This is a genomic window from Vibrio sp. D420a, assembly GCF_030248625.1.
GTDB lineage: Bacteria > Pseudomonadota > Gammaproteobacteria > Enterobacterales > Vibrionaceae > Vibrio > Vibrio fortis_A.
Genome location: NZ_JAHGAN010000025.1, coordinates 12488 through 35840 on the forward strand (window position 1 = coordinate 12488; position 23353 = coordinate 35840).

The 23353-nt window shown below is 45.9% G+C and carries 21 protein-coding genes, 1 pseudogene and 1 riboswitch; of the genes and pseudogenes, 13 read left to right on the forward strand and 9 right to left on the reverse strand.

The genetic code is table 11. The features are described from left to right. Positions 1–63: 63 nt before the first annotated feature. The 4 genes from cysD to cysC all read left to right on the forward strand — a co-directional run bounded on the left by cysD (position 64) and on the right by cysC (position 5061). The gene (gene cysD, locus KI743_RS17080) at positions 64–1008 is read left to right on the forward strand and encodes a sulfate adenylyltransferase subunit CysD (protein ID WP_225310897.1); all 945 of its coding nucleotides are present in this window, start codon (positions 64–66) and stop codon (positions 1006–1008) included. Between the two features lie 18 nt (positions 1009–1026). Further along, positions 1027–2454, forward strand: coding sequence for a sulfate adenylyltransferase subunit CysN (gene cysN / locus KI743_RS17085; protein WP_032553302.1), 1428 nt, complete (start codon positions 1027–1029; stop codon positions 2452–2454). A gap of 237 nt (positions 2455–2691) precedes the next feature. After that, the gene (locus tag KI743_RS17090) at positions 2692–4416 is read left to right on the forward strand and encodes an SLC13 family permease (protein ID WP_285467412.1); all 1725 of its coding nucleotides are present in this window, start codon (positions 2692–2694) and stop codon (positions 4414–4416) included. A 24-nt stretch (positions 4417–4440) separates the two neighbouring features. Beyond that, positions 4441–5061 (forward strand): adenylyl-sulfate kinase, encoded by a 621-nt coding sequence (gene cysC, locus KI743_RS17095; RefSeq protein WP_285467413.1) that lies wholly within the window; start codon positions 4441–4443, stop codon positions 5059–5061. Positions 5062–5139: 78 nt separating this feature from the next. Here cysC and KI743_RS17100 read toward each other — a convergent pair whose 3' ends face one another. The 7 genes from KI743_RS17100 to KI743_RS17130 all read right to left on the reverse strand — a co-directional run bounded on the left by KI743_RS17100 (position 5140) and on the right by KI743_RS17130 (position 10881). Further along, complete coding sequence (locus tag KI743_RS17100; protein WP_032553299.1) at positions 5140–6051, reverse strand: TIGR03899 family protein; 912 nt, start codon at positions 6049–6051, stop codon at positions 5140–5142. Between the two features lie 486 nt (positions 6052–6537). Beyond that, entirely contained in the window at positions 6538–7050 is a 513-nt protein-coding gene (locus KI743_RS17105) for a DUF3299 domain-containing protein (protein ID WP_032553298.1), read from the reverse strand. A 14-nt stretch (positions 7051–7064) separates the two neighbouring features. After that, complete coding sequence (locus tag KI743_RS17110) at positions 7065–8324, reverse strand: ABC transporter permease (RefSeq protein WP_285467414.1); 1260 nt, start codon at positions 8322–8324, stop codon at positions 7065–7067. Then, positions 8321–9037 (reverse strand): ABC transporter ATP-binding protein, encoded by a 717-nt coding sequence (locus tag KI743_RS17115; RefSeq protein WP_152469353.1) that lies wholly within the window; start codon positions 9035–9037, stop codon positions 8321–8323. The genes KI743_RS17110 and KI743_RS17115 overlap by 4 nt, the downstream gene beginning before the upstream one ends. A 156-nt stretch (positions 9038–9193) precedes the next feature. Further along, complete coding sequence (locus tag KI743_RS17120) at positions 9194–9904, reverse strand: DUF2796 domain-containing protein (protein ID WP_285467415.1); 711 nt, start codon at positions 9902–9904, stop codon at positions 9194–9196. A gap of 45 nt (positions 9905–9949) precedes the next feature. Then, positions 9950–10177, reverse strand: coding sequence for a DUF2607 family protein (locus tag KI743_RS17125; RefSeq protein WP_253895348.1), 228 nt, complete (start codon positions 10175–10177; stop codon positions 9950–9952). Positions 10178–10329: 152 nt separating this feature from the next. Then, positions 10330–10881, reverse strand: coding sequence for a YtfJ family protein (locus tag KI743_RS17130; RefSeq protein WP_032553293.1), 552 nt, complete (start codon positions 10879–10881; stop codon positions 10330–10332). Positions 10882–11132: 251 nt separating this feature from the next. On the opposite strand from KI743_RS17130, the gene KI743_RS17135 reads away from it, so the two are divergent. Then, positions 11133–11333, forward strand: coding sequence for a DUF1107 family protein (locus KI743_RS17135; RefSeq protein ID WP_032553292.1), 201 nt, complete (start codon positions 11133–11135; stop codon positions 11331–11333). Positions 11334–11413: 80 nt separating this feature from the next. Here KI743_RS17135 and msrA read toward each other — a convergent pair whose 3' ends face one another. Beyond that, positions 11414–12043 (reverse strand): peptide-methionine (S)-S-oxide reductase MsrA, encoded by a 630-nt coding sequence (gene msrA, locus KI743_RS17140; RefSeq protein WP_285467416.1) that lies wholly within the window; start codon positions 12041–12043, stop codon positions 11414–11416. Positions 12044–12211: 168 nt separating this feature from the next. Here msrA and KI743_RS17145 point away from each other — a divergent pair, with 168 nt between their 5' ends. The 4 genes from KI743_RS17145 (at position 12212) to KI743_RS17160 (ending at position 18478) form a co-directional block, all read left to right on the forward strand. Next, on the forward strand, positions 12212–13924 hold the full coding sequence (locus KI743_RS17145) for an autotransporter assembly complex family protein (protein ID WP_285467417.1): 1713 nt from the start codon (positions 12212–12214) through the stop codon (positions 13922–13924). Further along, the gene (locus KI743_RS17150) at positions 13921–17676 is read left to right on the forward strand and encodes a translocation/assembly module TamB domain-containing protein (protein WP_285467418.1); all 3756 of its coding nucleotides are present in this window, start codon (positions 13921–13923) and stop codon (positions 17674–17676) included. Before KI743_RS17145 ends, KI743_RS17150 begins: the two co-directional genes overlap by 4 nt. A gap of 24 nt (positions 17677–17700) precedes the next feature. Next, entirely contained in the window at positions 17701–18048 is a 348-nt protein-coding gene (locus tag KI743_RS17155; protein WP_032553287.1) for a gamma-glutamylcyclotransferase, read from the forward strand. 79 nt (positions 18049–18127) lie between these two features. Beyond that, positions 18128–18478, forward strand: a complete 351-nt coding sequence (locus KI743_RS17160; RefSeq protein WP_032553285.1) for a DUF2799 domain-containing protein — start codon at positions 18128–18130, stop codon at positions 18476–18478. Positions 18479–18551: 73 nt separating this feature from the next. Here KI743_RS17160 and fbp read toward each other — a convergent pair whose 3' ends face one another. Continuing rightward, positions 18552–19568, reverse strand: coding sequence for a class 1 fructose-bisphosphatase (gene fbp, locus KI743_RS17165; RefSeq protein WP_032553284.1), 1017 nt, complete (start codon positions 19566–19568; stop codon positions 18552–18554). Positions 19569–19837: 269 nt separating this feature from the next. Between fbp and mpl the strand changes: the two genes are divergently transcribed. The 4 genes and pseudogenes from mpl to thiP all read left to right on the forward strand — a co-directional run. Beyond that, positions 19838–21196, forward strand: a complete 1359-nt coding sequence (gene mpl / locus KI743_RS17170; RefSeq protein ID WP_285467419.1) for a UDP-N-acetylmuramate:L-alanyl-gamma-D-glutamyl-meso-diaminopimelate ligase — start codon at positions 19838–19840, stop codon at positions 21194–21196. Between the two features lie 39 nt (positions 21197–21235). Continuing rightward, positions 21236–21859 carry a flavin prenyltransferase UbiX gene (locus KI743_RS17175; RefSeq protein ID WP_285467420.1) on the forward strand — a complete coding sequence of 208 codons (624 nt, stop codon included), beginning with the start codon at positions 21236–21238 and terminating at the stop codon, positions 21857–21859. A gap of 43 nt (positions 21860–21902) precedes the next feature. Further along, a riboswitch (TPP riboswitch) is annotated at positions 21903–22022 on the forward strand. A 52-nt stretch (positions 22023–22074) separates the two neighbouring features. Further along, entirely contained in the window at positions 22075–23067 is a 993-nt protein-coding gene (gene thiB / locus KI743_RS17180; protein WP_032553281.1) for a thiamine ABC transporter substrate binding subunit, read from the forward strand. A 70-nt stretch (positions 23068–23137) separates the two neighbouring features. Continuing rightward, positions 23138–23353, forward strand: a pseudogene (thiP, locus tag KI743_RS17185) (thiamine/thiamine pyrophosphate ABC transporter permease ThiP); the annotation flags it as partial.

A 23353-nucleotide genomic window follows, 5' to 3' on the forward strand; every position in this document is an offset into this window, starting at 1 on the left:
AATACGCCAATTCACATCACGGTGAATGAGTTAACTCCCATGCTTGGTTGAACCAAGTATTGCATCGCTCGTGATACGAGCCTTAAAGGAAGCACTGAAATGGACCAAGAACGTTTAACCCACCTAAAACAGCTTGAAGCGGAGAGTATACATATCATCCGTGAAGTAGCGGCTGAGTTTGATAACCCAGTGATGATGTACTCCATCGGTAAAGACTCTTCTGTGATGCTTCACCTAGCTCGCAAAGCGTTTTATCCGGGCAAAATCCCTTTCCCTCTTCTACACGTGGATACCGATTGGAAATTCCGTGAAATGATTGAGTTTCGTGATCGCACTGCTGAGAAGTACGGCTTCGATCTTTTGGTTCACAAGAACCCTGAAGGTTTAGCAATGGGTTGTAGCCCATTTGTACACGGCTCATCAAAGCATACCGATATCATGAAGACTCAGGGTTTGAAGCAGGCGTTAAACAAGTACGGTTTTGATGCTGCCTTTGGTGGTGCTCGTCGTGACGAAGAGAAGTCGCGTGCGAAGGAGCGTGTTTACTCTTTCCGTGACAAGAATCATACATGGGATCCGAAAAACCAACGTCCAGAGCTATGGAAAACCTACAACGGTCAGGTAAACAAAGGCGAGAGCATCCGTGTATTCCCGCTTTCAAACTGGACTGAACTGGATATCTGGCAATACATCTACCTAGAAAATATCGAGATTGTACCGCTTTACCTTTCAGAGAAGCGCCCAGTTGTTGAGCGTGATGGCATGCTGATTATGGTTGATGACGACCGCATGGAGCTGCAAGAAGGTGAGGTGATTGAAGAGAAGAGTGTGCGTTTCCGTACTCTCGGTTGCTACCCACTAACAGGGGCAATTGAATCTGAAGCCAATACATTAACAGGCATCATTGAAGAGATGCTGGTGGCGACATCCAGTGAGCGTCAAGGGCGAGCGATCGACCACGATCAATCGGGCTCAATGGAACTGAAAAAGCGTCAAGGTTATTTCTAAGGATCTAAGGAAAGAAAAATGAATAGTGCAGTAGAAGCTGAATTGGCTGAACTTGGGATCGAAGGTTACCTAAGTCAGCACCAACATAAATCGATGCTTAGATTCCTAACTTGTGGTTCGGTTGATGATGGTAAGAGTACTTTAATCGGTCGCTTACTCCATGACACCCAACAGATATATGAAGATCAATTGGCAGCGGTTCATAACGATAGCCAACGTGTAGGTACAACAGGTGAGAAGCCAGACTTAGCACTACTTGTTGATGGCCTGCAAGCTGAGCGTGAGCAAGGCATCACCATTGATGTAGCTTACCGTTATTTCTCGACTCAAAAACGTAAGTTCATTATTGCGGATACCCCAGGACATGAGCAGTACACACGTAACATGGCTACTGGTGCATCGACGTGTGATCTAGCTGTGATCTTGATTGATGCGCGTAAAGGCGTACTGGATCAAACTCGTCGTCACTCGTTCATTTCTAACCTGCTGGGTTTGAAGCACTTTGTGGTTGCGGTTAACAAGATGGATCTCGTGGAATATTCACAAGATCGCTTTGAAGAGATTCGCGATGAATACCTAGAGTTTGCGGAAAACCTAGAGGGTGAAACTAACATTCAGATCCTACCGGTTTCAGCGCTAGAAGGTGCTAACGTTGCAGCGGCGAGTAAAGAGCTGGCTTGGTTTGAAGGTCCATCGTTACTTGAAGTGCTTGAGAACGTTGATATCGACCAGAAACGCTCAGCAGGCGAGTTCCGTTTCCCTGTTCAATACGTGAACCGTCCAAACCTAGATTTCCGCGGTTTTGCCGGCACGATTGCTTCTGGCAGCGTAAAAGTCGGTGATGAAATCAAGGCACTTCCTTCAGGTAAAACCTCGAAAGTGGCACGCATTGTTACTTTTGATGGCGACCTAGAGTCGGCGCAGGCTGGTCTTGCTGTGACTTTGACGCTTGAAGACGAAATCGACATCAGTCGTGGTGACTTGATTGTGCTTGAGAATGCTGAAGTCGCATCTACCAATCACATTCTGGCGGACGTGGTATGGATGACGGAGCAAGCTCTGCAACCGGGTCGTGAGTACGATATCAAAATCGCTGGCAAGAAGACTGTAGGTCAAGTGACGGCTGTTCGTCATCAATATGACATCAACAATCTTGCGACTCATGAAGCATCAGAGCTGCCTCTCAATGGTATCGGTCTGTGTGAGTGGTCACTGAACGAGACCGTGGCACTGGATAAATACCGTGATAGTGCGGATACCGGTGGCTTTATCGTGATTGACCGCCTAACCAACGTCACTGTTGGTGCAGGTCTAATCCGTGAACGTTTAGATTCTGTTGAGCAAAAAGTCGGTGACTTCTCAGCGTTTGAAATCGAGTTCAATGCTCTGGTTCGTAAGCACTTCCCACACTGGGATGCCAAAGATATCAGTCAATTACTTAAGTAATCATACCAATCACAGTAAATAAATGATCAGTAATAGCGCAGAAAAAAGGCTTGAGAACAAGGCGGCTTTTTTCGACAGAGAGTTTCGATAAGTAGTTATTCTACAATCAAAAATTCTAACGCAGTTATCGAGCATTTTAACAAGCTAGGGCGAGCAGTTATTTACTACGATTGGTATCAAGTCTCGATGTAAAGCAATAGGCGGGAGCTTCGGCTCTCGCTATCCAAGGACAGGTATATGTGGCAACAAGGATTTGTATTAGCGCTATTGCTTGGCATCGTAACTTGCCTTCTAACGACGCGTATTAAGCCGAGCTTTATTTTTGCTGGTGCAGCTTTTATTGCGTTTATGGCTGGAATGATTGATGTATCCAGTCTGGCAGGCAACTTCACTAACTCTTCACTACTCACTTTAGTGTTGCTAATTCTCGCTTCAAGTGCGTTGGAGAAAACTCGCTTAATCAGTTGGGTAAGCCGAAACATTTCAGAAGGTCGGCTTGGTACAGTGGTTGCAAAGTTGGGTGTTTCCACAGCGCTACTTTCTTCATTTACTAATAATACTGCTGTTGTCGTGTCGTTGATCGGTGCGATCAAACGCAATCAGCAACATGCACCTTCTAAGTTACTGATTCCACTATCTTACGCTGCGATTTTGGGTGGAACCCTGACATTGATCGGCACCTCAACCAACTTGATCATCAATAGCTTTGTTGAAGATGCAGGCTTACCGAGTTTGAACTTCTTTACACCGACGTTGATCGGATTGGCAGTGTTGGTCGGTGGTGTGTTGATCTTGATTCCGCTGAGTTATTTCCTACCTAGTTACGATGATGGTTCACAAGATGAACTGCCTTATTTCTTGGAGGCCCGCGTTGAACCCGGTTCACCGCTGGTAGGACGTAGCGTAAGTGAAAATAACCTTAGAGCACTGCGTAAGCTGTTTCTTGCGGAAGTGATCCGCAATGGCAAGACAACGGCGTCAATTGACCCAGACTTTGTGCTACAAGCGCGCGATCGCCTTTTGTTTTGTGGCGATGTCGAGAGTGTTGCTACTCTGCAAGAGATCCAAGGATTAACATTGTTTGGACAACATCACCTTAATGGTCAGAACTTTGTTGAGGTAGTGGTAAGCTCATCGGCGAGTGTATGTAATAAGACATTGAAAACCAGTCAGTTTCGAGACCGTTTTGATGCGGTAGTGGTGGCGATTCGTCGTGGCCATGAACGTCTTGAAGGTGGATTAGGAAACATCACGTTAACGGCGGGTGATACGCTAGTACTGGTACCAGGTAAACGCTTTGAAGAGCAGCGTCAGCAACACAGTAAAGAGTTTGTGTTGATGAATGATTTGGACTCGAGCGCCAAACTGGATGCAGATAAATCAGCCTTGGTACTACTCGGATTTGCCGCTGTAATTGGCCTAGCACTGACCAACACACTACCCATCATCAAAGGATTAGCTGGTTTTTTATTACTGTTGGTTGCGTTTGGAGTGGTGCAGCTGAGTGAGCTAAGACGTCGTTTCCCAGTTGATATTGTGGTGATCGTTGGTTCAGCGCTGTCGATTGCACAATTGATGATCTCATCAGGTTTGTCTGAGCAGATGGGGCTGATGTTTATTGAAGCTTTTAATGGTTGGGGTGTGTTTGGTGCGCTGGTGGCGACCTATTTGATGACCTTAGTTTTGACCGAGTTAGTGACAAACAACGCCGCCGCTGCACTCTCTTTTCCTATCGGCTACAGCATGGCAGTTGGCTATGGTGTTGATCCTATGCCATTTATTATGGCGGTTCTGTTTGGAGCGAGTGCGAGTTTCATCTCCCCTTATGGCTATCAAACCAACTTATTAGTGTACAGCGTGGGCAACTACCACCTGACAGATTACCTGCGTATCGGCATTCCGATTTCTATAGTTTATTCAGGGCTTGTTCTCACGCTAATCCCTTACTTTTTCCCATTTTAATGCTGTTTATTTAAAGGACTAATTATGACCACTGTAGTGAAACCAAAAGACGAGAATATCGTGTGGCATGAGCACTCTGTTGATAAAGCGTTTCGCTCTCAACTTAAGTCACAAAAACCTGCGGTATTGTGGTTTACGGGGTTATCGGGTTCAGGTAAATCAACGGTTGCTGGCGCGTTAGAAACACGTTTAGCGCAACTGGGTTACCATACTTATCTTCTGGATGGCGATAATGTTCGTCATGGATTGTGTAGCGATCTCGGCTTTTCTGAGCAAGATCGTCGAGAGAACATTCGTCGTATTGGTGAGCTTGCTAAGCTGATGGCCGATGCAGGCCTCATCGTACTTTCTGCTTTCATCTCTCCTCATAAAGCGGAGCGTGAGTTGGTACGAAATCTACTACCAGATGGTGAGTTTTTAGAGGTTTACGTGAATACGCCAATTGAGGTGTGTGAGCAGCGTGACCCTAAAGGGCTTTATAAGAAAGCGCGAGCAGGGGAGATCCCGAATTTCACTGGTATCAGTTCGGTATATGAGGCACCTGAAACGCCAGAAATCGATCTACCTGCTGGCGATAAGACATTGGATGAACTTGTGGAACAGTGTATTGAAGCGCTAGAAGCCCGCAAGATTATTGCTAACTAACACTAAATTATCGTCAACTAACTCTATGTAGCCTTGGTTCACCACCAAGGCTATGTTGTTTTATAAGACTATGTCGTTTTATACGGTGTGATTTACGCTGCCAGGTTTTGCTTCGGCTTGCACCGTAAACTTCTGACTGAGCAGGGCGATGAGCTGGTCATAGTATGCACTGTTTGGCTTGTTTCCGAGTAAAACACACAATTCATTACCCGTTGGACTGAAGCGATAGTAGACCAACTTCACCCCTTTTGAGAGCGGTGTAATTGCCATCTGTTTACCTTGGTAGGTGAGATTGAGTGCTGGATCGAAATCGATCTCTCCCGACTCCAACTCTGTACCATGTAGGATTCCCAGTTCAATCAAGTGCAGCAAACTTGAGTAGGGCAGGTTATGACTGCCTAAGTTGATGGTACTAGCCCCCGTTCTTTTCCCAAAACTGAATAAGCCCGCCTGGGTTTTGAAACCGAGTAGCAGCTTGCGGCTATTGTCGCTGCCAAAGCTACACGCTAATGAAGCAGCACGTTGCAGAGTCAACGCCTCTTTAGGGGTCATATCTTGCAGGATTTGCAGCGCCTTCATTGAGGTCGAGCCCGGGTTAGTTACCTCTCTCTTTAACACTTGAGCCCACAGTCTCTGCATCGAACTATTGTGGATCTCTTGAGCCATATCGAAGAACCGATACAACCAATCTTGGTCAGGATCGCCAGCCGCTTCATCTTTGCAGGACATATGTGCCAGTTTTAGGATCTGTTCAAGGTTCTTCTGACGCAGCTCTTTGCGTTTTTTCTCTCGCAGCAGTGCCCGTTCTATCAGTGATTTCTCTGCTTTATCAGATGTTTTACTTTCTGGGCTAAGCAGTGCATCCAAACCAAAGTTCTGGGCGATATTAAGCATTCGACTGGCGCTGTCGGCAATATGGGGCTTTTTCTCTTGCTTTGGAGCAGTGTCATTCACATGTTCAATGATCACGGGCTGTTGAGAGTCAGACATAGCGATACCTACAAACCTTAAGACAGAAATGTAACTGGTTAAAATGTAACTCTTTATGGAACTTGTGACTAGAGGCTGTCGATTTTTCGAGTCTAAATTTGTTCGGATGGATGCGCCTAGTCAAAATCGTTTTAGGCTCAGAAAGGGGCGAGTAACTTCAATATTACGAATAAAGTTGAAGGATTAAACAAAATTTACTTTTTATGATGATAATAAAATGTTAAATTTGTTGTGTAATCCAAGGAGGAGTTATGAATCAGGTGAATGATAATAAGCTGAAAAAACAGCTGGCAATTGGACTATTACTCGTTAGTTATGTTGCTATCCTAGCGTATCTATCTAAATATATTGCGTAACCTAGCGATATTTCATCGTTAGAAAATTGTTATAATACCAGTTGCTTATAGAACCTAGCTTATAAATGTTGCCTATAAAAAATGGCAGCCCAAGTGAGCTACCATCTTCATATTCGTTAGAACGATATCCCTACATATCGTCGTATTCTTCGATTGCTACCCCTTCAATAAGATAGCCAGTTTGCGCCAAATCGTGCGTAATGGTCTCTGTTTTCAGTGTTCCCACTAGATAGATAACATCCCACAGCTGTTGGATCGGTGCGCCCTTTGGAAATTTCACATAGATGATCTGGTTAGGTGGCGGCGGCGGTACGTGAATACATGCCCCGAAATATGGCACCAGTAGAAACTCAGTGATCATATTCTCATCCCCTTCTAGAGGGATAACAAAACCAGGAATCTTTACTTTGCTTCCATTCAGCTCTGGGCGGATAGCACCAAGCTTAGATTGCTGAGGGTTCTCTTGGCTGTGATCGACGGTTGGCATGCCGAAGGGATCGAGCTGAGCGCGTTCCGATTCTGGAATTAGGTCGATCCATTCCAAAGTAAGGACTGATTCCTCGGTTGATGGTGCTTCTGCGTATGCGGTTGTCGCAAACGGAAACAGAAGCAACCCAAGGATCAGCAAGAGTTTGTGTTGCATAATGTGTTCCTATATTAAATTCGAATGGTCATGCCATCAGCAAGTGATTGACGATACGCGCGGAATGCGGGAATAAAGCCAATGATAATTCCAGCAATTTGAACCATCATAATGAGTTTCCACTCATGTGGGGTGATTGCGGATATTGATATGTTGATACCATAACTTTGTTGCACGATAGGAGCAACTACTGCAATTAAACCAAAGAGCAATCCGACGCCTAACGTAATCCCAAGGAAAGTAAGCGCACTGGCTTCACTGATCAATAAACCGAATACGTGTCTTGGTCTCGCGCCCATCGCTCGTAGGATAGCCATCTCTCTACGACGCTCTTGTAAACTAGTCAGTAGACTGCTGAGCATCCCGAGTAGACCTGCTACAACGACAAAGCCAGATACGACTAGCAGTGCTTGCTCAGCAACCGCCATCATGCCCCACAATTCATGCAGTGCAATGCCTGGCATGATCGCGCTCAAAGGCTCTTGTCGGTAGGTATTGATTTCGCGTTGCAGTGCGAATGTCTGAATCTTTGAGTTCAGGCCAAGCATCATTGCTGTGATCTGTTTTGGCTGGAAGTCGTAGGTTTTCAGTGTTTCGGCATCCGGCGTATGACCAAGATTGGCTCCAGATTCCCAACCAACGTGAATGGCTTCAATAGCCTCAAGTGATACGTGCACCGTTTTATCTACTGGTGTTCCTGTTGGCGCAATGATACCGACGATCGTAAATGGTAGGTTGTCGTGGCGGCTGAATGCCACATCACTAATACCATGCGCTAGGATGATTTGATCACCAATCTCATAGTCGAGTTGTTTTGCTACATCCGCACCGATCACCACATCAAACAGCTCATTAAACTTACGGCCCTGTTGGAGAGTAAGTGGTTGCTTACTTCCATAGCGATAGTGCTCAAAGTAGCTGTGGTTGGTGCCCATTACACGGAAGCCTTTATGCGAGTCACCCAGAGAGATTGGAATCGCCCATTTTACCGCTTTATGCTGGCTGAACTCTTGGTAGCTCTTCCAGTCGATGTTATTGGTTGCGTTGCCGATTCTGAACACAGAATAGAGCAGTAGATTCACTTGCCCAGAACGACCACCGACAATCAGGTCGGTTCCAGAAATGGTATTGGCGAAGCTGCTTTTTGCCTCTGTGCGCACGCGTTCTACACCAAGCAGAAGAATGACGGAAACCGCTACGGTTAGAATCGTAAGAATGGCTGTGGCCTTACGGTTGAGCACACTTTTGAGCGCTAAGTGAGTGATTACTTTCATACGATAGCCTTCGCTTGGTTAACGGTCGTGAGGTCGATGCTGCGAGTGAACAGCTTTTCTAGCGTTGGGTCATGACTCACAAAGATCAGCGTGGAGTTGGCTTGGTCAGCCTGCTCGAGCAGCAGTTCAATGAAGGCTTCTCTGTTGTCATGGTCGAGTGCGGATGTTGGTTCATCGGCAATAATGATTTGTGGATGACCCATTAAAGCTCTTGCGGCCGCTACCCGCTGTTGTTGCCCGATGCTGAGTTCGGTTACGGGCTTATTCATCAATGCCTCTGGGAGTTTCAGTCTCTGTAGAAGCGTTTCAGCCGTGGCTTTTAATTCGTTATTCCCTTGGGTGACATTCTGTTTTCTGATGTTGGAAAACTGACAAGGTAGGGTCACGTTGTCCGTCACTGATAGGTATGGCAGCAGGTTAAATTGTTGGAAGATATAGCCTATATGGTCGGCTCTAAACTTGTCGCGTTGACGTGGCGATAGTTGGTTAAGGTCTTGACCCAAGATGGAAACTTCACCTTGTTGTGCTTGATTTATCCCCGTTAACAACCCTAGTAGTGTCGATTTGCCACAACCACTTGGCCCTTTAATAAAAAGGTGCTCTTTGGCATGGATATGAAGAGAGGGTATTTCGAGCGTTGGTGGAAGGTCTGGCTTCCAACGGAAACTGACGTTTTCCAATTTAACGACAAGCGATGATTGGTCAAAGGACATATAAGCTCCTACTCGCTAAGCGGTTTTGCTTAAATCGATATTCTAGGGAATTGCTCTATGAATCACTACTTGAGCGACTCTGGTTGTATGAGAGCAAGGCAGCCAAGTGAGTGCTCACTTGGCTGCTGTACGTTGTGTTTCTATATCAATGAAATATTAGAAACGGAAGCTAGTGTTGCTTGGCGTTAGCTTCTGTTGAGTCTGTGCGCGATCCGTTAATAGGTTCACAGTAATAGACTCTGTATTGGCAAAGTTAGAGAACCATTGTGTTTCAACTGTGTCTAGCTTAGCCACGTTTGAACATTGGTAGTGGTATTCGATTGTGAACTCACCGTGGCCACCTGCAGCATGGTCGTGGTCGTGACCTTCGTGGTCATCATGATCGTGCTTGTCATGGTCGTGACCTTCGTGGTCATCATGATCATGTTTGTCATGGTCGTGACCTTCGTGGTCATGATGATCGTGTTTGTCATGGTCGTGGTCATCATGATCATGTTTGTCGTGATCGTGACCTTCATGGTCGTGGTCATGGCCTTCATGATCATCTTGACCCAAAGTATGAGTCACAGATTTGTACTCTAGCGTACAATCCGCGCCTTCAAACGCGAATAGCTTGCTCGGTTGGTTCAGTAGTGCTGTCGCTTTTTCTAGTGCCGTTACTTGCTCTGGTGTTTGCGGAGCGTGTTCAAAACCAACAACGTCTGCACCCGGAGCGGTTACTTCGACTAAAAGCTCTTGGCCGTCTTGAGCGATGTTGACTTCAACTTCTCCGTGAACGTGAGCATCATGAGAGCGAAAGTGATCCTCAGCGATAGCGGTAGCAGATACTGTCATGCCGATAACAACGGCTAAAATAGAAGGTTTCATTGGGTATTCCTAAATAAAAAGATAAATTAAAAACAGATTAAATGATTAAGTCATCTTCATGGGTGGTGAACGGGCGAGATAAGCAAAGTACAGTCTTTGTAGCTTACGAGCTGGTTCATTGGATAGGACAATGAAATCGATATTTAATTCAGGAAGTTGTGGTAAATCGTGCGCGAACCCCAACTGACTGGCTGAAAACAGTTCACATTGGTGATGAGCGTGATGTTCCGGATCGGCATCTACGATGTGGTGCGCCACGGACCACGACAACATGATCATTAACCCGAGCATGCACAGGACGGAACGTCTAATTGTGAGTGAGTGGGCTCGCCAGATCATGATGAGTTAAACCAAAAAAGAAAAAGGACGTTGTTATAATATAACAACGTCCTTTCAAGAAATCTCGTAAAAGAGAGTAATTATTATTAAAGATTTGCTTTAATAAGTTGAATAACTTCAGAGACTTCGGTTTCGTTTAACGCCCCTTCTTTTACAAACAGGACCTTACCTTGTTTGTCTTGGACGATGATTGCAGAGCTCTCCTCTTTTAGAGCCCAAGCCGATGCCGCGGTACCTTCTTCATCCAGTACCATTGAAGACCAAGGAAACTCTTCCTTGCTGCTCTCAGCTGAAGATTTTACAAAAGATCCAGTACCCCAAATCGCATCATCTTGGTTGATGATGGTCGTGGTTTGGTATGCATCTTCTGGGAATTTAGACGCGGTAATTGCTGCCATTAGAGGCGCGTTGAGCTCTTTAGAGCTGCTGCGTCCGGCAATCGCTTGAACAACGCGAACTTTACCTAGCATGTCTGTGGTTGCCCAAGCTTGATAGCCTGTTGAACCGTCATTTAGAGTGATTTCACCGTGAGCAGTGACGCTAACCGGTGGTAGGGTTTCGCCGACAGATAAGTTGTGAGCATTGGCGAAGATTGGAGAGGCTGCGGCTAATAAAGCCAGTAGAGTTTTGTTTTTCATTATATTTTTGTTCCGCTTGTTGGTTTGCCCTCGAAGTATAATATGAAATAAACAAAATGCCTCGCTTACTTTTTTATCGTACGTCGTTGAAAGGTGTTGCGGAGTTGTTACTAAAGGGTATAATGCAACTATATCAAGGGAATCGACAGATTTTCTTGCTGTCAGCCAATGGAAATGGCTGTTATTTGTGCTTTGCTCAAAAGTGAAGAGCTGATCACAAACTGTTGTACTCAAAGGAATTGAGGTTGTCTATGCTACGTGAATTTTCTACTTACCGCCCTCGTCAAGTGGCGCGTTTCGTTAAAGTCCTGTTCAAAGGTCAATTCAGCATCGAAGGTATCGGTGAATTCAGATTCGACCAAGGAAAAGTCCTTCTTCCTGAAGTGACGGATCAAAAAAAGCTTAATGTATTTAAAGAAGTGAATGGCACCATCGCTTGTATGTCGATGTAGTACACATTGATTTCAATGGTTGGAGTGAAAGGGCTTGATGTATCAAAGCCCTTTTTTGTTTGTATCGGTTAATGATTTATTTACTGAGGTGGGAAGCAGACTCCAGTTCCGCCTAATCCGCAATAACCGTTTGGATTTTTAGCAAGATATTGTTGGTGGTAATCTTCGGCATAGAAGTACTCTCCGGCTGGCTGTACCTCCGTTGTGATTTCTGAACCTCGCGCAGCTTGCATCGCTTGTTGATAGCTATGCTTTGAAGATTCTGCAATGGATTGCTGTTCGTTGCTAAAGGTGTAGATCGCAGAGCGGTATTGAGTGCCGAGATCATTTCCTTGACGCATGCCTTGGGTTGGGTCATGACTTTCCCAGAAAGTTTTAAGCAGTGCTTCAAGAGGTAAGATACTTGGGTCAAAGACCACACGCACGACTTCCGTATGACCTGTTTGACCTGTACATACTTGTTGGTATGTCGGGTTATGAGTGAAGCCGCCAGCATACCCGACAGAGGTAGAAACGACCCCTTCAAGTTGCCAAAACAAGCGCTCAGCCCCCCAAAAACATCCAAGGCCAAGCAGTATCTCTTGTTGCCCTGAAGTGGGTGGAGCAAGCAGATCACTTTGATTCACGAAATGTGGTTCTGAGACTGTGATCGGGTATGGGTTCCCAGGCAAGGCTGTTGCTTCAGAAACCATTTGTTGTTTATTGAGCATTGCTATGTTCCTTTTAGAGGTATCTATACGCGTTAACTGTCTTTAAATATACGAGTAACTCTTTAAATTAGACCGTTTTATTGCTTGAATTATTACAGACGCGCTATTGAATTAGCGGTATGATTTCCCTTTGATTCTTAACGTATTGATAACTTCTCCCAATTAATCATGATAAGAAAAACTATACCAGTTCTGATTGGCACCTTGCTCTCCTCAAGCTTTGCCTTTGCCGATGTCTCTCTTGAAATTGAGGGACTGGATGGCGCGCTTGAAGATAATGTCGATGCCTACCTGAGCGCTATTCCGGAAGAAGAGTATTCTGTATCTTTGCGTTTTCAGTCTCGTTTAGAATCAATGATCAAAGAAGCAGTAAATGCTTTGGGTTATTACCACCCTGAAATCACCTTTACGCCTTCTGAAGATGACAGCGAACTCTTAGTGAACGTTAAGCCTGGTGAGCCTGTTGTTATCTACACCTCTGATATCGTTATCTCCGGAGAAGCGGAAAACGATCCTGACTTCTTAGCATTAGTTGCAAAAAGTAACCTTCAAAAAGGCAAGGTGTTGAATCATAGCCACTACGACTCGCTTAAATCATCAATGCGCAACCTAGGGTTAGCCAAGGGTTACTTTGACGGCAATTACGAACTGAGTCGTCTTGAGGTTGCCCCTGAACTTAACCGCGCTTATGTTCGTTTACATTATGACAGCGGTATTCGTTATCACTTTGGTGAAACGACCGTAACAGGCAGTCAGATTGAAGAGGATAAGGTTCAGTCATTGAAGCCGTTTGAGCAAGGTCAGCCTTATGAGATCGCCAAGGTCGGTGAATACAATCAGAACTTATCTAATACCGATTGGTTCTCTTCCGTGTTTGTTGAGCCCGACCTTGCCGAATTGGGTAACGGTCGTGAAATACCAATGAAGGTGAGCTTAGCGCCTCAGGCTCGAAATCAGCTCGAAACCGGTATTGGTGTCTCTACCGATCTAGGGGTTAAAGGCAGCCTGAAGTGGAAAAAGCCGTGGGTAAATAGCAGCGGTCACAGCTTCAATAGTAGCCTCTCTATCTCGAAGCCAGAGCAAACCATTACTGCCAGCTACAGAATACCGCTCGATGACGTACTCAATGACTACTATCAAGTTACTTACGGTATGAAGAATGTTGACAATCGAGATACCAGGAGCCTGGAGTCCAACCTGAAACTTGAGCGTTTTTGGCGTTTAGATAACGGTTGGCAGCGCACTGTATTCGTTCGTTATTTATTAGAGAACTATGAACAGGGCCTTCAAGATGATGTCGCGCAGTTTGTACTGCCGGGTATCTCTTTTTCTCGTACGCGTACTCGCGGTGGTGCGATGCCGATGTGGGGTGATAAGCAAACCATTATGTTGGAAGCTGGGGATGATTCGCTGCTTTCTGAAACTAAGGTGATTCGTTTTCAGGGCAGGACGGCTTGGATTCGTAGCCTTGGCGAAAACCATCGCGGTCTAACGCGCTTAGAATATGGTGCTAACTTTGCGGATGAATTTGAAAAGCTATCTCCATCTCTGCGATTCTTTGTGGGTGGTGATAATAGCCTTCGTGGTTACGGCTATGAGTCTATCTCCCCTGTAGATGAGAGCAACGCGCTAACGGGCGCGAAGTTTATGACCACAGCGAGTTTTGAGTACCAATATCGCCTTTATGGCAACTGGTGGGGGGCGATGTTTTATGACATTGGTGACGCCTTTAATGATACGCCTGATTTAAAAGCGGGTACCGGTGTTGGTATTCGTTGGGCATCTCCGGTAGGGCCTGTGAGTCTCGACTTTGCTTGGGGCCTGGATGCCGACCCAGGTGATGAATTCCAAATACACTTCACTTTAGGGCCTGAGTTATGATTAAAGTGATTGGCAAAATTTTCAAATGGACTTCGATCTCTATCGTCTCTATTTTGCTGCTAGTTCTGACCTTAGTTGGTCTCGCTCTATTCACCAATCCGGGCTTAAATGCCGTACTTTGGGGAGCCGAAAAGGCTTTACCACAACTCAAAGTTGAGAGTACTAAAGGCGCGCTTTTCCCTCGTTTTAGCCTTCACAACGTTCAATTTGTCGATGAAAGCCTGCACATCAACACTCAGCTCGACAAGATTGAGTTGGCGATCAATCCAAGATGTCTGTTGGACCCTCAAGTTTGTGTTGATGAGCTGACTCTACAAGGGCTCGATTTCGCCTTTACTGAACTTCCACCGCCTGCAGAGGAAGAAGCAGAACCAACAGCACCGTTAACCTCTATCTCGACGCCATTACCCATCACTCTTAATCGTGTGAATTTTGACGATATCTCTCTCGATGTTCTGGGAAACAAGATTGATTGGCAACGTTTTTCAACGGCGATGAATATGAAGGGAGACGTGTTAACTATCTCTCCTACCGTATTCGATGACCTTACCGTTAAACTCGCTGAAACAGAGCCTTCGGTTGAAGAGGATGCAAAACCGGAAACGGCTAAGGAAGCTGAAGCGATTGTTTTACCAGAAGTATGGATTCCGTTGACGGTCGCTCTTGAACGCTTTGATTTGAATCGCTTTAAACTTGCTCAAGAGACGCCAATCATCGTCAATCACCTAGGACTTGAAGCGAAAGTAGGTGAGCATGATGTCGATGTACAAACGCTTGAGCTGGATATGCCACAAGCTGAGGCAGACCTCAGAGCAAAGGTACAGCTGAAAGGAGGGTACCCTCTTGAACTTGACCTCTCAGCCCTAGTTAAAGAGACCGACGTGGCGGGGCAGAAGCTTCAATTATCAGCGAAAGGTAGTGTGGAAGAGCTAACGCTGGATGCCACGTTATCAGAGTTGATTGAAGCTAAGCTATCTGGCGAACTTAAACCTTTAGAGCCAACACTGCCATTTGATCTTGAAATGAATGACGGCAAAGCGCAATGGCCTTTGAAGGGCAATAGTGACTATCAGGTTGCCATTAAACAATTAAAAACCAACGGTTCACGGGAAGGCTTTCAGTTAAACCTAGACGCCAACGCCAAGGGTAAAGATATCCCAGATATCAGTCTTGATGTTGAAGGTGCAGGTAGCACTGAGCATATTGACTTAAAGCGCCTTGATATTGCGACATTGGGCGGGCATGTCACTGGTGCAGTTAAGGCCAACTGGAAAGAGCTTGTGAACTGGCAAGCGGATATTGGTTTGCAGCATATTCAGCCCGGTTTGCAATGGCCAGAAGCGGAAGGGGACATCAGTGGTAACCTCAAGACATCTGGCAGCTTAACTGAGGTTGGTGGTTGGCAAGTGGAGCTACCAACTTTAGATATCGATGGCATCTTAAGAGAGTACCCACTCAACATTAAAGGTCAGCTCTCTGCGTCAGATAAAACAGCCTCCGGGGAACCGAGTGTTGAAACTTCAGGGCTGCGCCTATCGCACGGTGTCAACGCGATCAATGTGGTTGGTAAGCTGGATAAGCAATGGGATATGGATGTCGCTATTGATTTTCCAGACCTGGTGAAAAGTGTCCCGGACTTGAGAGGTACGTTGGTTGGTGATATCGCGCTATCAGGGCCTATGAAAGAGCCAAATGTCGATTTAGGCCTGAACATTAATAGCGTTAAATGGAAAGACGAAGCAACACTCGATAGTTTAGCTCTGAATGGCTCTGTAACGCCGTTGCCAGCACCTCAAGCCGATATTGTGCTTAAAGCTAATGGCATCAGCTACCAAGAACAGAAGGTGGAAAGTGTTGAGTTAAAGGTGGATGGTGGTGAGAAGAGTCACAAGCTCACTCTGGATGTTGTTTCCGACATCGTATCAACCAGCCTCGCTATCTCAGGCGAATTGGTTCAGAAGCCATCAATGGTTTGGAAAGGTGCACTTGAGCGCGTGACGCTTTCAACGGAGCAGGGGCCATGGCGACTTGAGAAGCCCGTTGCTATCACAGCGGATATTGATAAGCAGTTTGCGGATGTCGCGGCACACTGTTGGTTGCAAGCTGATTCAAGTGTCTGTCTGACCGAAGATATTCGAGCAGGTAAATCTGGCGCGGCCAAGCTTGCGATTACTGATTTCGACTTTGAACAGGTTAAACAGTTTATCCCTAAGGCAACACAACTAACAGGCTCAGTTAATGTGCAAGCTGAGGCTAAATGGGATGAGAAAGTGGCACCTGAAGTTAGTGCTAAAATTGAACTGCCGAAAGGGCAAGTCATTCAAGATGCGGGGGAGTCGATCACATTAGGTTGGGAGAGCATTAAAGTAAACGCCAAACTAAAAGACAATCGACTTGAGGCAGATTGGCTACTTGACGTAACTGATAACGGAGACCTGACTGGTTCTTTGGTTCTTCCTGATGTAGTTGTTGAAGACAAGCAAGTTGAGGCGGCGCTACAGCTCAGTACTTTCCATCTTGATTTCCTAGCTCCACTGTTAGGTGAATACAGCTTGTTGCAAGCCAACTTGTCTAGTGACCTCAAGGTACAAGGCTCATTGATGCATCCTCAAGTCTTCGGCTCATTTTCGGTAGAAGACATGCAAGTGAAAGGAGACATCACGCCTGTGGATATCAAAGACGGTCGTATTGGACTCGACTTCGATGGATACAGTGCCAATCTCGATGCAGCGATTGTTACCCCTGATGGTCAATTGGACGTTGAAGGTAAAGGGCAATGGCAAGATCTTGAAGCATGGAGCACACAGGTGCGAGTGTTTGCCGATGACTTGATGGTCGATGTGCCGCCGATGGTCAAAGTGAAAGTTGTGCCTGATATGACGATAGATGTCTCTCCAAAGCTTGCGCGTATCACGGGTGATATTTCATTACCTTGGGGACGTATTGTTGTTGAAGAGCTACCACCGAGTGCCGTTGGTGTCTCTTCTGATCAGGTGATTCTCAATAAAGATCTGCAACCTGAAGGCGAAACTAAAGTTCCGTTTAATGTAGAAACCAATATTAATATCTCGATTGGTGATGACTTTAAATTGTCTGCATTTGGTCTAGAGGGTGATCTAGTGGGTAAGCTAAATGTCGCGCAACGAGACCAGGGACCGTTTATTACCGGTGAGGTCAACATCGTTGATGGTACCTATCAATCATTTGGACAGGATCTGATCATCAAAGAGGGTAAGATCTTGATGAATGGTCCACCCGATCAGCCCTATGTCGCGATCAATGCGATTCGAAATCCTGACAATACACAAGATGACGTGACGGCGGGGGTTAGAGTGACAGGCCCAGCAACGGAGCCAAAAATTGACATTTACTCCGATCCTTCGATGCCACAAGCCAACGCATTGTCTTACTTGCTTCGTGGACAAGATATCGATGGTGAAGCGGGCAGTGGCTCGATGACTACAACCTTAATCGGCCTGAGTTTAGCTAAAAGCGGTAAAGTGGTGGGAGAGATTGGTGAGGCCTTTGGTGTTCAAGATCTTCAACTTGATACCGCAGGCTCTGGTGAAGATTCACAAGTCACGGTAAGCGGCTATATTCTCCCGGGCTTACAAGTGAAATACGGTGTTGGTATCTTCGACTCTTTGGGGGAATTCACAGTGCGTTATCGTTTGATGCAGGACTTGTACGTAGAAGCGGTTTCTGGCGTAGACAGCGCGGTAGACCTACTCTATCAATTCGAGTTTGAGTAATTGTTTGATGGAGTGGGATTAGCGATGTCACACCTGGTGTTTGTGTATGGGACGCTGAGAAAAGGGCAACATAACCATCATTTTTTAAAGCAGAGTAAGAAGTTAGGTGATTGGATAACCCCTCCTCAATTTGCTCTGTACGATTTAGGTCGATATCCAGGCATGATTTTCGGAAAGAAAAAAGTGGTTGGGGAGGTCTATATAGTCAACGACGATGTTTTGGCTTCGCTCGATCGGCTCGAAGATGTACCTATTGAGTACCGTCGTGAACAAATTGAGACTATATTTGGATTAGCGTGGGTTTATTTGTATCAGTTTGATTTAACTGAGCAACGAGAGATTCTTTCTGGTGACTGGTGTAAACGAGAATAAGCGTTTGAAGTATGAGCCAGGAGTATAGTTCCGACGTAGTAGTTAGAGTCTCAATGAGTCTTTCTAGTAGGAGGAAATTATGAAATATCTAGTATTGGTGTTTTCTATCGTGCTTTTCGGTTGTGCGCAATCTCCACCATCTACATCGAATGTCGATGATTGGCAGCTGTTTGGTGAGCAAACTGCGATGAAGGGATTCACAAAAAAAGATGAAGCGACGTTATCTAAGTCAGCAGCATCCCCAATTGATTCTGAACTTTATGCTGCATATGACAAGGGATACGAGGCTGGTCGAATAGAGTATTGCTCTCAGAACCCAAGATCATTGGGGCGTAAGGGTGAGCAGTACCATGGTATTTGTGATGATATCGACAAGTGGTTCCGTATTAAGTTTGAAGGTGGTGCGCAGTCGAAGATTGATCTTCGCTAGACCTTGTCAAAGTCTATATACAACAAAGCCAGTACGCGAGTACTGGCTTTTTAGTCACTGAGAAAACTAAGCTTTAAGCTTCATCTCGGTTTAGCTCAAGAAACTCTTCTACTTTGTTTACCATGTTCTTTGAACCAACAAAGAATGGTACACGCTGATGTAGTTCAGTTGGCTTGATGTCCATAATACGCTGAACACCATCAGAAGCTACGCCGCCTGCTTGCTCCATGATGAAGGCAATTGGGTTGCACTCATATAGAAGACGCAGTTTACCGTTCGGGTGACTTTGCGTGCTCGGGTACAGGTAGATACCGCCTTTTAGCAGGTTACGGTGGAAGTCTGATACCAGAGAACCAATGTAACGTGAAGTGTATGGACGGTTGTCACTAGGCTCATTCTCTTGGCAGTACTTAATGTACTTTTTCACACCCGTTGGGAAACGAATGTAGTTGCCTTCATTGATTGAGTAGATCTTACCTTCATCTGGGATCATCATGTTTTCGTGAGAAAGACAGAAAGTCCCCAGCGATGGGTCGTAAGTAAAGCCGTTCACGCCATTACCGGTTGTGTAAACCAGCATAGTTGAAGAGCCGTAGATTACGTAGCCCGCTGCAACCTGCTTGTTACCAGGCTGTAGGAAGTCTTCTTGGGTTGGTGGCGTACCAATAGGTGATACACGACGGTAGATAGAGAAGATCGTACCCACAGACACGTTCACATCGATGTTTGATGAACCATCTAGTGGGTCCATTAGCACCACGTACTTAGCGTTTTTGTTCAACTCTTTGTTGAATGCTACCGCTTCGTCTTCCTCTTCACTCGCTACACCACATACCTGGTCACGAGCTTCCAGAGCTGCTTTGAATTTGTCATTCGCGTAAAGATCAAGCTTCTGTTGCGCTTCACCTTGTACGTTGTCGGTGCCGACAGCACCAGTAATGTCGACAAGACCCGCTTTATTGATTTCTCGGTTAACGATTTTCGCAGCAAGACGGATCGACGATAAAAGGGATGATAGATCACCACTTGCATGGGGAAAGTCACTTTGTTTCTCAACAATGAACTCACCAAGGGTGCGCATCTCAGACATGTTATTTCCTTAAACTTCTCTGAATAATTGGGGGATTCAAGCGCTATTGGGCTGCCTCTTAAGTGGGCATTATTCATCTAGTCGCTTACGTAAATTCTAAGCTTTAGATCTTTTTAATGGTAATGAAGTAAGCGACACAGATCTCACTTAGAATGTCGACTAAATTTGTTTTGCATTGTGACTCGCTTTTGTTGGGTGATTCATGATAAGAAATGCACATAATCTTGATTAAGAAATCAGTCTTTTTGCCCGTTTTTTGGAAGCGATATATGCATATTCATATCTTAGGAATTTGCGGCACCTTTATGGGTGGTGCAGCGGTGTTAGCCCGTCAATTAGGTCACAAAGTGACAGGTTGTGATGCCAATGTTTACCCGCCAATGAGTACACTATTAGAGTCGCAAGGCATCGAAATCATTGAAGGTTTTGACCCGAGCCAACTAGAGCCAAGACCTGATCTGGTGGTGATTGGCAATGCGATGAGTCGTGGCAATCCTTGTGTTGAATATGTACTAAATAACAACCTTAAATACACCTCGGGACCTCAATGGCTACAAGAGTTCCTGCTGCATGACCGTTGGGTTCTAGCGGTGTCTGGGACTCATGGTAAAACGACTACGGCTAGCATGCTGGCATGGATCTTAGAGGATTGTGGTTATGCGCCGGGCTTCTTAGTCGGCGGGGTGTTGGGCAACTTTGGTATCTCTGCTCGATTGGGTGAGAGCATGTTCTTTGTTGTTGAAGCTGACGAGTATGACAGTGCTTTTTTTGATAAGCGTTCTAAGTTTGTTCACTACCATCCTCGCACTTTGGTGATGAACAACCTTGAGTTTGATCATGCGGATATTTTCGACGATCTTGAAGCGATTAAGCGCCAGTTCCACCACTTGATTCGTACTGTTCCAGGCAATGGGCGAATTTTCGCTCCTCAACAAGACCGTGCTCTTGAGGATGTATTGTCTCGCGGTTGTTGGAGTGAAACGGAATTTGCTGGGGAAGGGGCGGATTGGCGTGCGGAAAAGCTGGTCAAAGATGGCTCGCAGTTCAACGTGTTCTTCCAAGGTGAGTGTGTCGGAAAGGTTGATTGGCCGCTGGTGGGTGATCATAACGTCAACAATGCCTTGATGGCGATCGCAGCTGCAAGACATGTTGGCGTGACTCCTGATCTGGCATGTGAGTCTTTGGCGAAATTTATCAATACCAAGCGTCGTTTAGAGCTAAAAGGGGAAGTTGCTGGGGTAACTGTGTACGACGATTTTGCGCATCACCCAACTGCAATTGAACTAACTTTGGGTGGCTTACGTAATAAGGTCGGCAACAACAAAATTATCGCCGTATTAGAGCCTCGCTCTGCTACGATGAAACGAGGTGTGCACAAAGAAACCCTTGCCGATTCATTGAAGCAAGCAGACAGCACTTTCTTATTCCAACCAGACAACATCGATTGGTCGGTTAAAGATGTCGCAAACGCTTGTCATCAGCCCGCTGTTGTCAGTGACGACCTAGATGCCTTAGTCGCAAGTATTGTTGAGCAAGCGCAATCTGGTGACCAAATTTTGGTGATGAGCAATGGTGGTTTTGGTGGTATTCATCAGAAATTACTTGATGGATTGGCGGCCAAAGGTTAAATACACGCGTTCTAATCGATTTAAGAAGTACAAGAGATCATGACCAAACAGAGTAAAGCGATTACCCTCGCATTCACTGGCGCTTCTGGTGCCCCATATGGTTTGCGCTTACTAGAGTGCCTACTCGCCGCTGACTATCAGGTGTACCTGTTGATATCGTCAGCCGCCAGAGTGGTGCTTGCAACCGAACATGATCTCAAACTGCCTTCAGGTCCCGATGCGGCCAAAGTGGCATTGGTTAAACACCTAAATTGCGACCCTGAGCGTTTGGTTGTGTGTGGTAAAGACGATTGGTTCTCTCCTGTTGCGTCAGGCTCTGCTGCACCGAAGCAGATGGTGGTTTGTCCATGCTCGGCAGGGAGTGTTGCATCAATTGCCCACGGTATGTCAGATAACTTGATTGAACGCGCTGCGGATGTTGTCATGAAAGAGCGCGGCCAACTGCTGTTAGTGGTTCGAGAGACGCCATTCTCGACGCTACACTTGGAAAATATGCACAAACTCTCGACTATGGGAGTGACCATCATGCCCGCAGCTCCTGGTTTTTATCATCAGCCAAAATCGATCGATGACCTTGTCGATTTCATGGTGGCTCGTATTCTTGACCACCTAGGTATTGAGCAGGGTTTAGTACCAAGATGGGGCTACGATCAGCGCCATTAAGGCGAACTTTGTAGCTTATTGGTTAAAATACAATTACAATTCTGCTCACTCATCGGGGAGCTAAACATTCAAATTATGAATGGCGGCTGAGATCAAGTATCAACTTGGGACCCGTAAACCTGAACCAGATAATGCTGGCGTAGGAATTGAGTTAGGCAGTACTTTTCCATTGTCCTCCCTCAAGCCTGTGCCGCTCAGACCATGGAGAGCGTCCAGTGAAATTTGCATTAACCACTCTTGCTGTTACTACAGCAGCTTCTTTTTCCGCACTAGCGTCCGATAATACTCTAACTGTTTATACCTATGACTCTTTCGCTGCAGACTGGGGCCCGCGTCCCGCTGTCGAGAAAGCATTTGAAGAGAAATGTGGTTGTGACGTGAACTTTGTTGCGCTGGAAGACGGTGTTTCAATTCTTAACCGCTTGCGTCTAGAGGGTGGCAATAGCAAAGCCGATGTTGTTCTTGGTCTTGACCAAAACCTAATGGCGGAAGCTAAGAAAACAGGCCTACTATCTGAACACAACGTCGATACTTCTTCTGTTGTGCTACCTAATGGCTGGGACGACAGCACCTTTGTTCCTTATGACTTCGGTTACTTCTCATTTATCTACAACACAGAAAAGCTATCAAACCCACCTAAGAGTTTGAAAGAGTTGGTTGAGCAGCGTGATGATCTTAAGGTGATTTACCAAGACCCTCGTACTTCAACACCAGGCCAAGGTCTGATGTTGTGGATGAAGTCGGTTTATGGCGATGATGCAACTCAAGCGTGGAAACAGCTTTCCAAGAAAACCGTTACTGTCACCAAAGGCTGGTCTGAGGCTTACTCAATGTTCCTTGAGGGCGAGTCAGATATGGTGCTTTCATACACGACCTCACCGGCTTACCACATCATCGCTGAAAGCGACACTAAGTACGCGTCTGCTGACTTTGCTGAAGGTCACTACACGCAAGTGGAAGTGGCAGCAAAAGTGAAAGGCAGCGATAATGAGAAGCTAGCGGATGAGTTTATGGCATTCATTCTAAGTGACGAATTCCAATCGGCGATGCCAACGGGCAACTGGATGTACCCAGTGACGGATGTCGAGCTCCCAAAAGGGTTTGAGCAACTGACGATGCCTAAGAAATCTCTAAGCTTTACCTCTGAAGAAGTGGCTGAGAAGCGTAAGCCATGGATTCGTGAGTGGCAAAACGCCCTGACTTTTTAATTGAGTGCCCGACGTCGGGCATTAAGCCTCTATCCCAATTAGGGGCTAAACATCGAGACAATCACTCTTTATGTTAAAAAATACACCTAAGGTGGGTATTTGGGTCGCGTTGATCATTACCGCCTTTGTGGTTTCATCGGTAGGGGGGTTGCTAAGCAAAGCCCCCTCTCTTGATATCAGCCAAGTATGGTCTGATCCGTACTATTGGCACGTTACCAAATTCAGTTTCTACCAAGCGACGCTATCTATGTTATTGAGCGTTGTATTTGCAGTTCCTGTCGCTCAT

What these genes read in the sequence shown, in the direction of transcription:
- KI743_RS17150 (WP_285467418.1), top strand. Translation starts at nt 13,921, where the DNA reads ATGATTAAAGTGATTGGCAAAATTTTCAAATGGACTTCGATCTCTATC.
- KI743_RS17115 (WP_152469353.1), bottom strand. Translation starts at nt 9,037, where the DNA reads ATGTCCTTTGACCAATCATCGCTTGTCGTTAAATTGGAAAACGTCAGT.
- msrA (WP_285467416.1), bottom strand. Translation starts at nt 12,043, where the DNA reads ATGCTCAATAAACAACAAATGGTTTCTGAAGCAACAGCCTTGCCTGGG.
- KI743_RS17090 (WP_285467412.1), top strand. Translation starts at nt 2,692, where the DNA reads ATGTGGCAACAAGGATTTGTATTAGCGCTATTGCTTGGCATCGTAACT.
- cysC (WP_285467413.1), top strand. Translation starts at nt 4,441, where the DNA reads ATGACCACTGTAGTGAAACCAAAAGACGAGAATATCGTGTGGCATGAG.
- KI743_RS17135 (WP_032553292.1), top strand. Translation starts at nt 11,133, where the DNA reads ATGCTACGTGAATTTTCTACTTACCGCCCTCGTCAAGTGGCGCGTTTC.
- mpl (WP_285467419.1), top strand. Translation starts at nt 19,838, where the DNA reads ATGCATATTCATATCTTAGGAATTTGCGGCACCTTTATGGGTGGTGCA.
- KI743_RS17110 (WP_285467414.1), bottom strand. Translation starts at nt 8,324, where the DNA reads ATGAAAGTAATCACTCACTTAGCGCTCAAAAGTGTGCTCAACCGTAAG.
- KI743_RS17160 (WP_032553285.1), top strand. Translation starts at nt 18,128, where the DNA reads ATGAAATATCTAGTATTGGTGTTTTCTATCGTGCTTTTCGGTTGTGCG.
- KI743_RS17100 (WP_032553299.1), bottom strand. Translation starts at nt 6,051, where the DNA reads ATGTCTGACTCTCAACAGCCCGTGATCATTGAACATGTGAATGACACT.
- KI743_RS17155 (WP_032553287.1), top strand. Translation starts at nt 17,701, where the DNA reads ATGTCACACCTGGTGTTTGTGTATGGGACGCTGAGAAAAGGGCAACAT.
- KI743_RS17105 (WP_032553298.1), bottom strand. Translation starts at nt 7,050, where the DNA reads ATGCAACACAAACTCTTGCTGATCCTTGGGTTGCTTCTGTTTCCGTTT.
- KI743_RS17130 (WP_032553293.1), bottom strand. Translation starts at nt 10,881, where the DNA reads ATGAAAAACAAAACTCTACTGGCTTTATTAGCCGCAGCCTCTCCAATC.
- KI743_RS17125 (WP_253895348.1), bottom strand. Translation starts at nt 10,177, where the DNA reads ATGTTGTCGTGGTCCGTGGCGCACCACATCGTAGATGCCGATCCGGAA.
- KI743_RS17120 (WP_285467415.1), bottom strand. Translation starts at nt 9,904, where the DNA reads ATGAAACCTTCTATTTTAGCCGTTGTTATCGGCATGACAGTATCTGCT.
- cysN (WP_032553302.1), top strand. Translation starts at nt 1,027, where the DNA reads ATGAATAGTGCAGTAGAAGCTGAATTGGCTGAACTTGGGATCGAAGGT.
- KI743_RS17175 (WP_285467420.1), top strand. Translation starts at nt 21,236, where the DNA reads ATGACCAAACAGAGTAAAGCGATTACCCTCGCATTCACTGGCGCTTCT.
- fbp (WP_032553284.1), bottom strand. Translation starts at nt 19,568, where the DNA reads ATGTCTGAGATGCGCACCCTTGGTGAGTTCATTGTTGAGAAACAAAGT.
- KI743_RS17145 (WP_285467417.1), top strand. Translation starts at nt 12,212, where the DNA reads ATGATAAGAAAAACTATACCAGTTCTGATTGGCACCTTGCTCTCCTCA.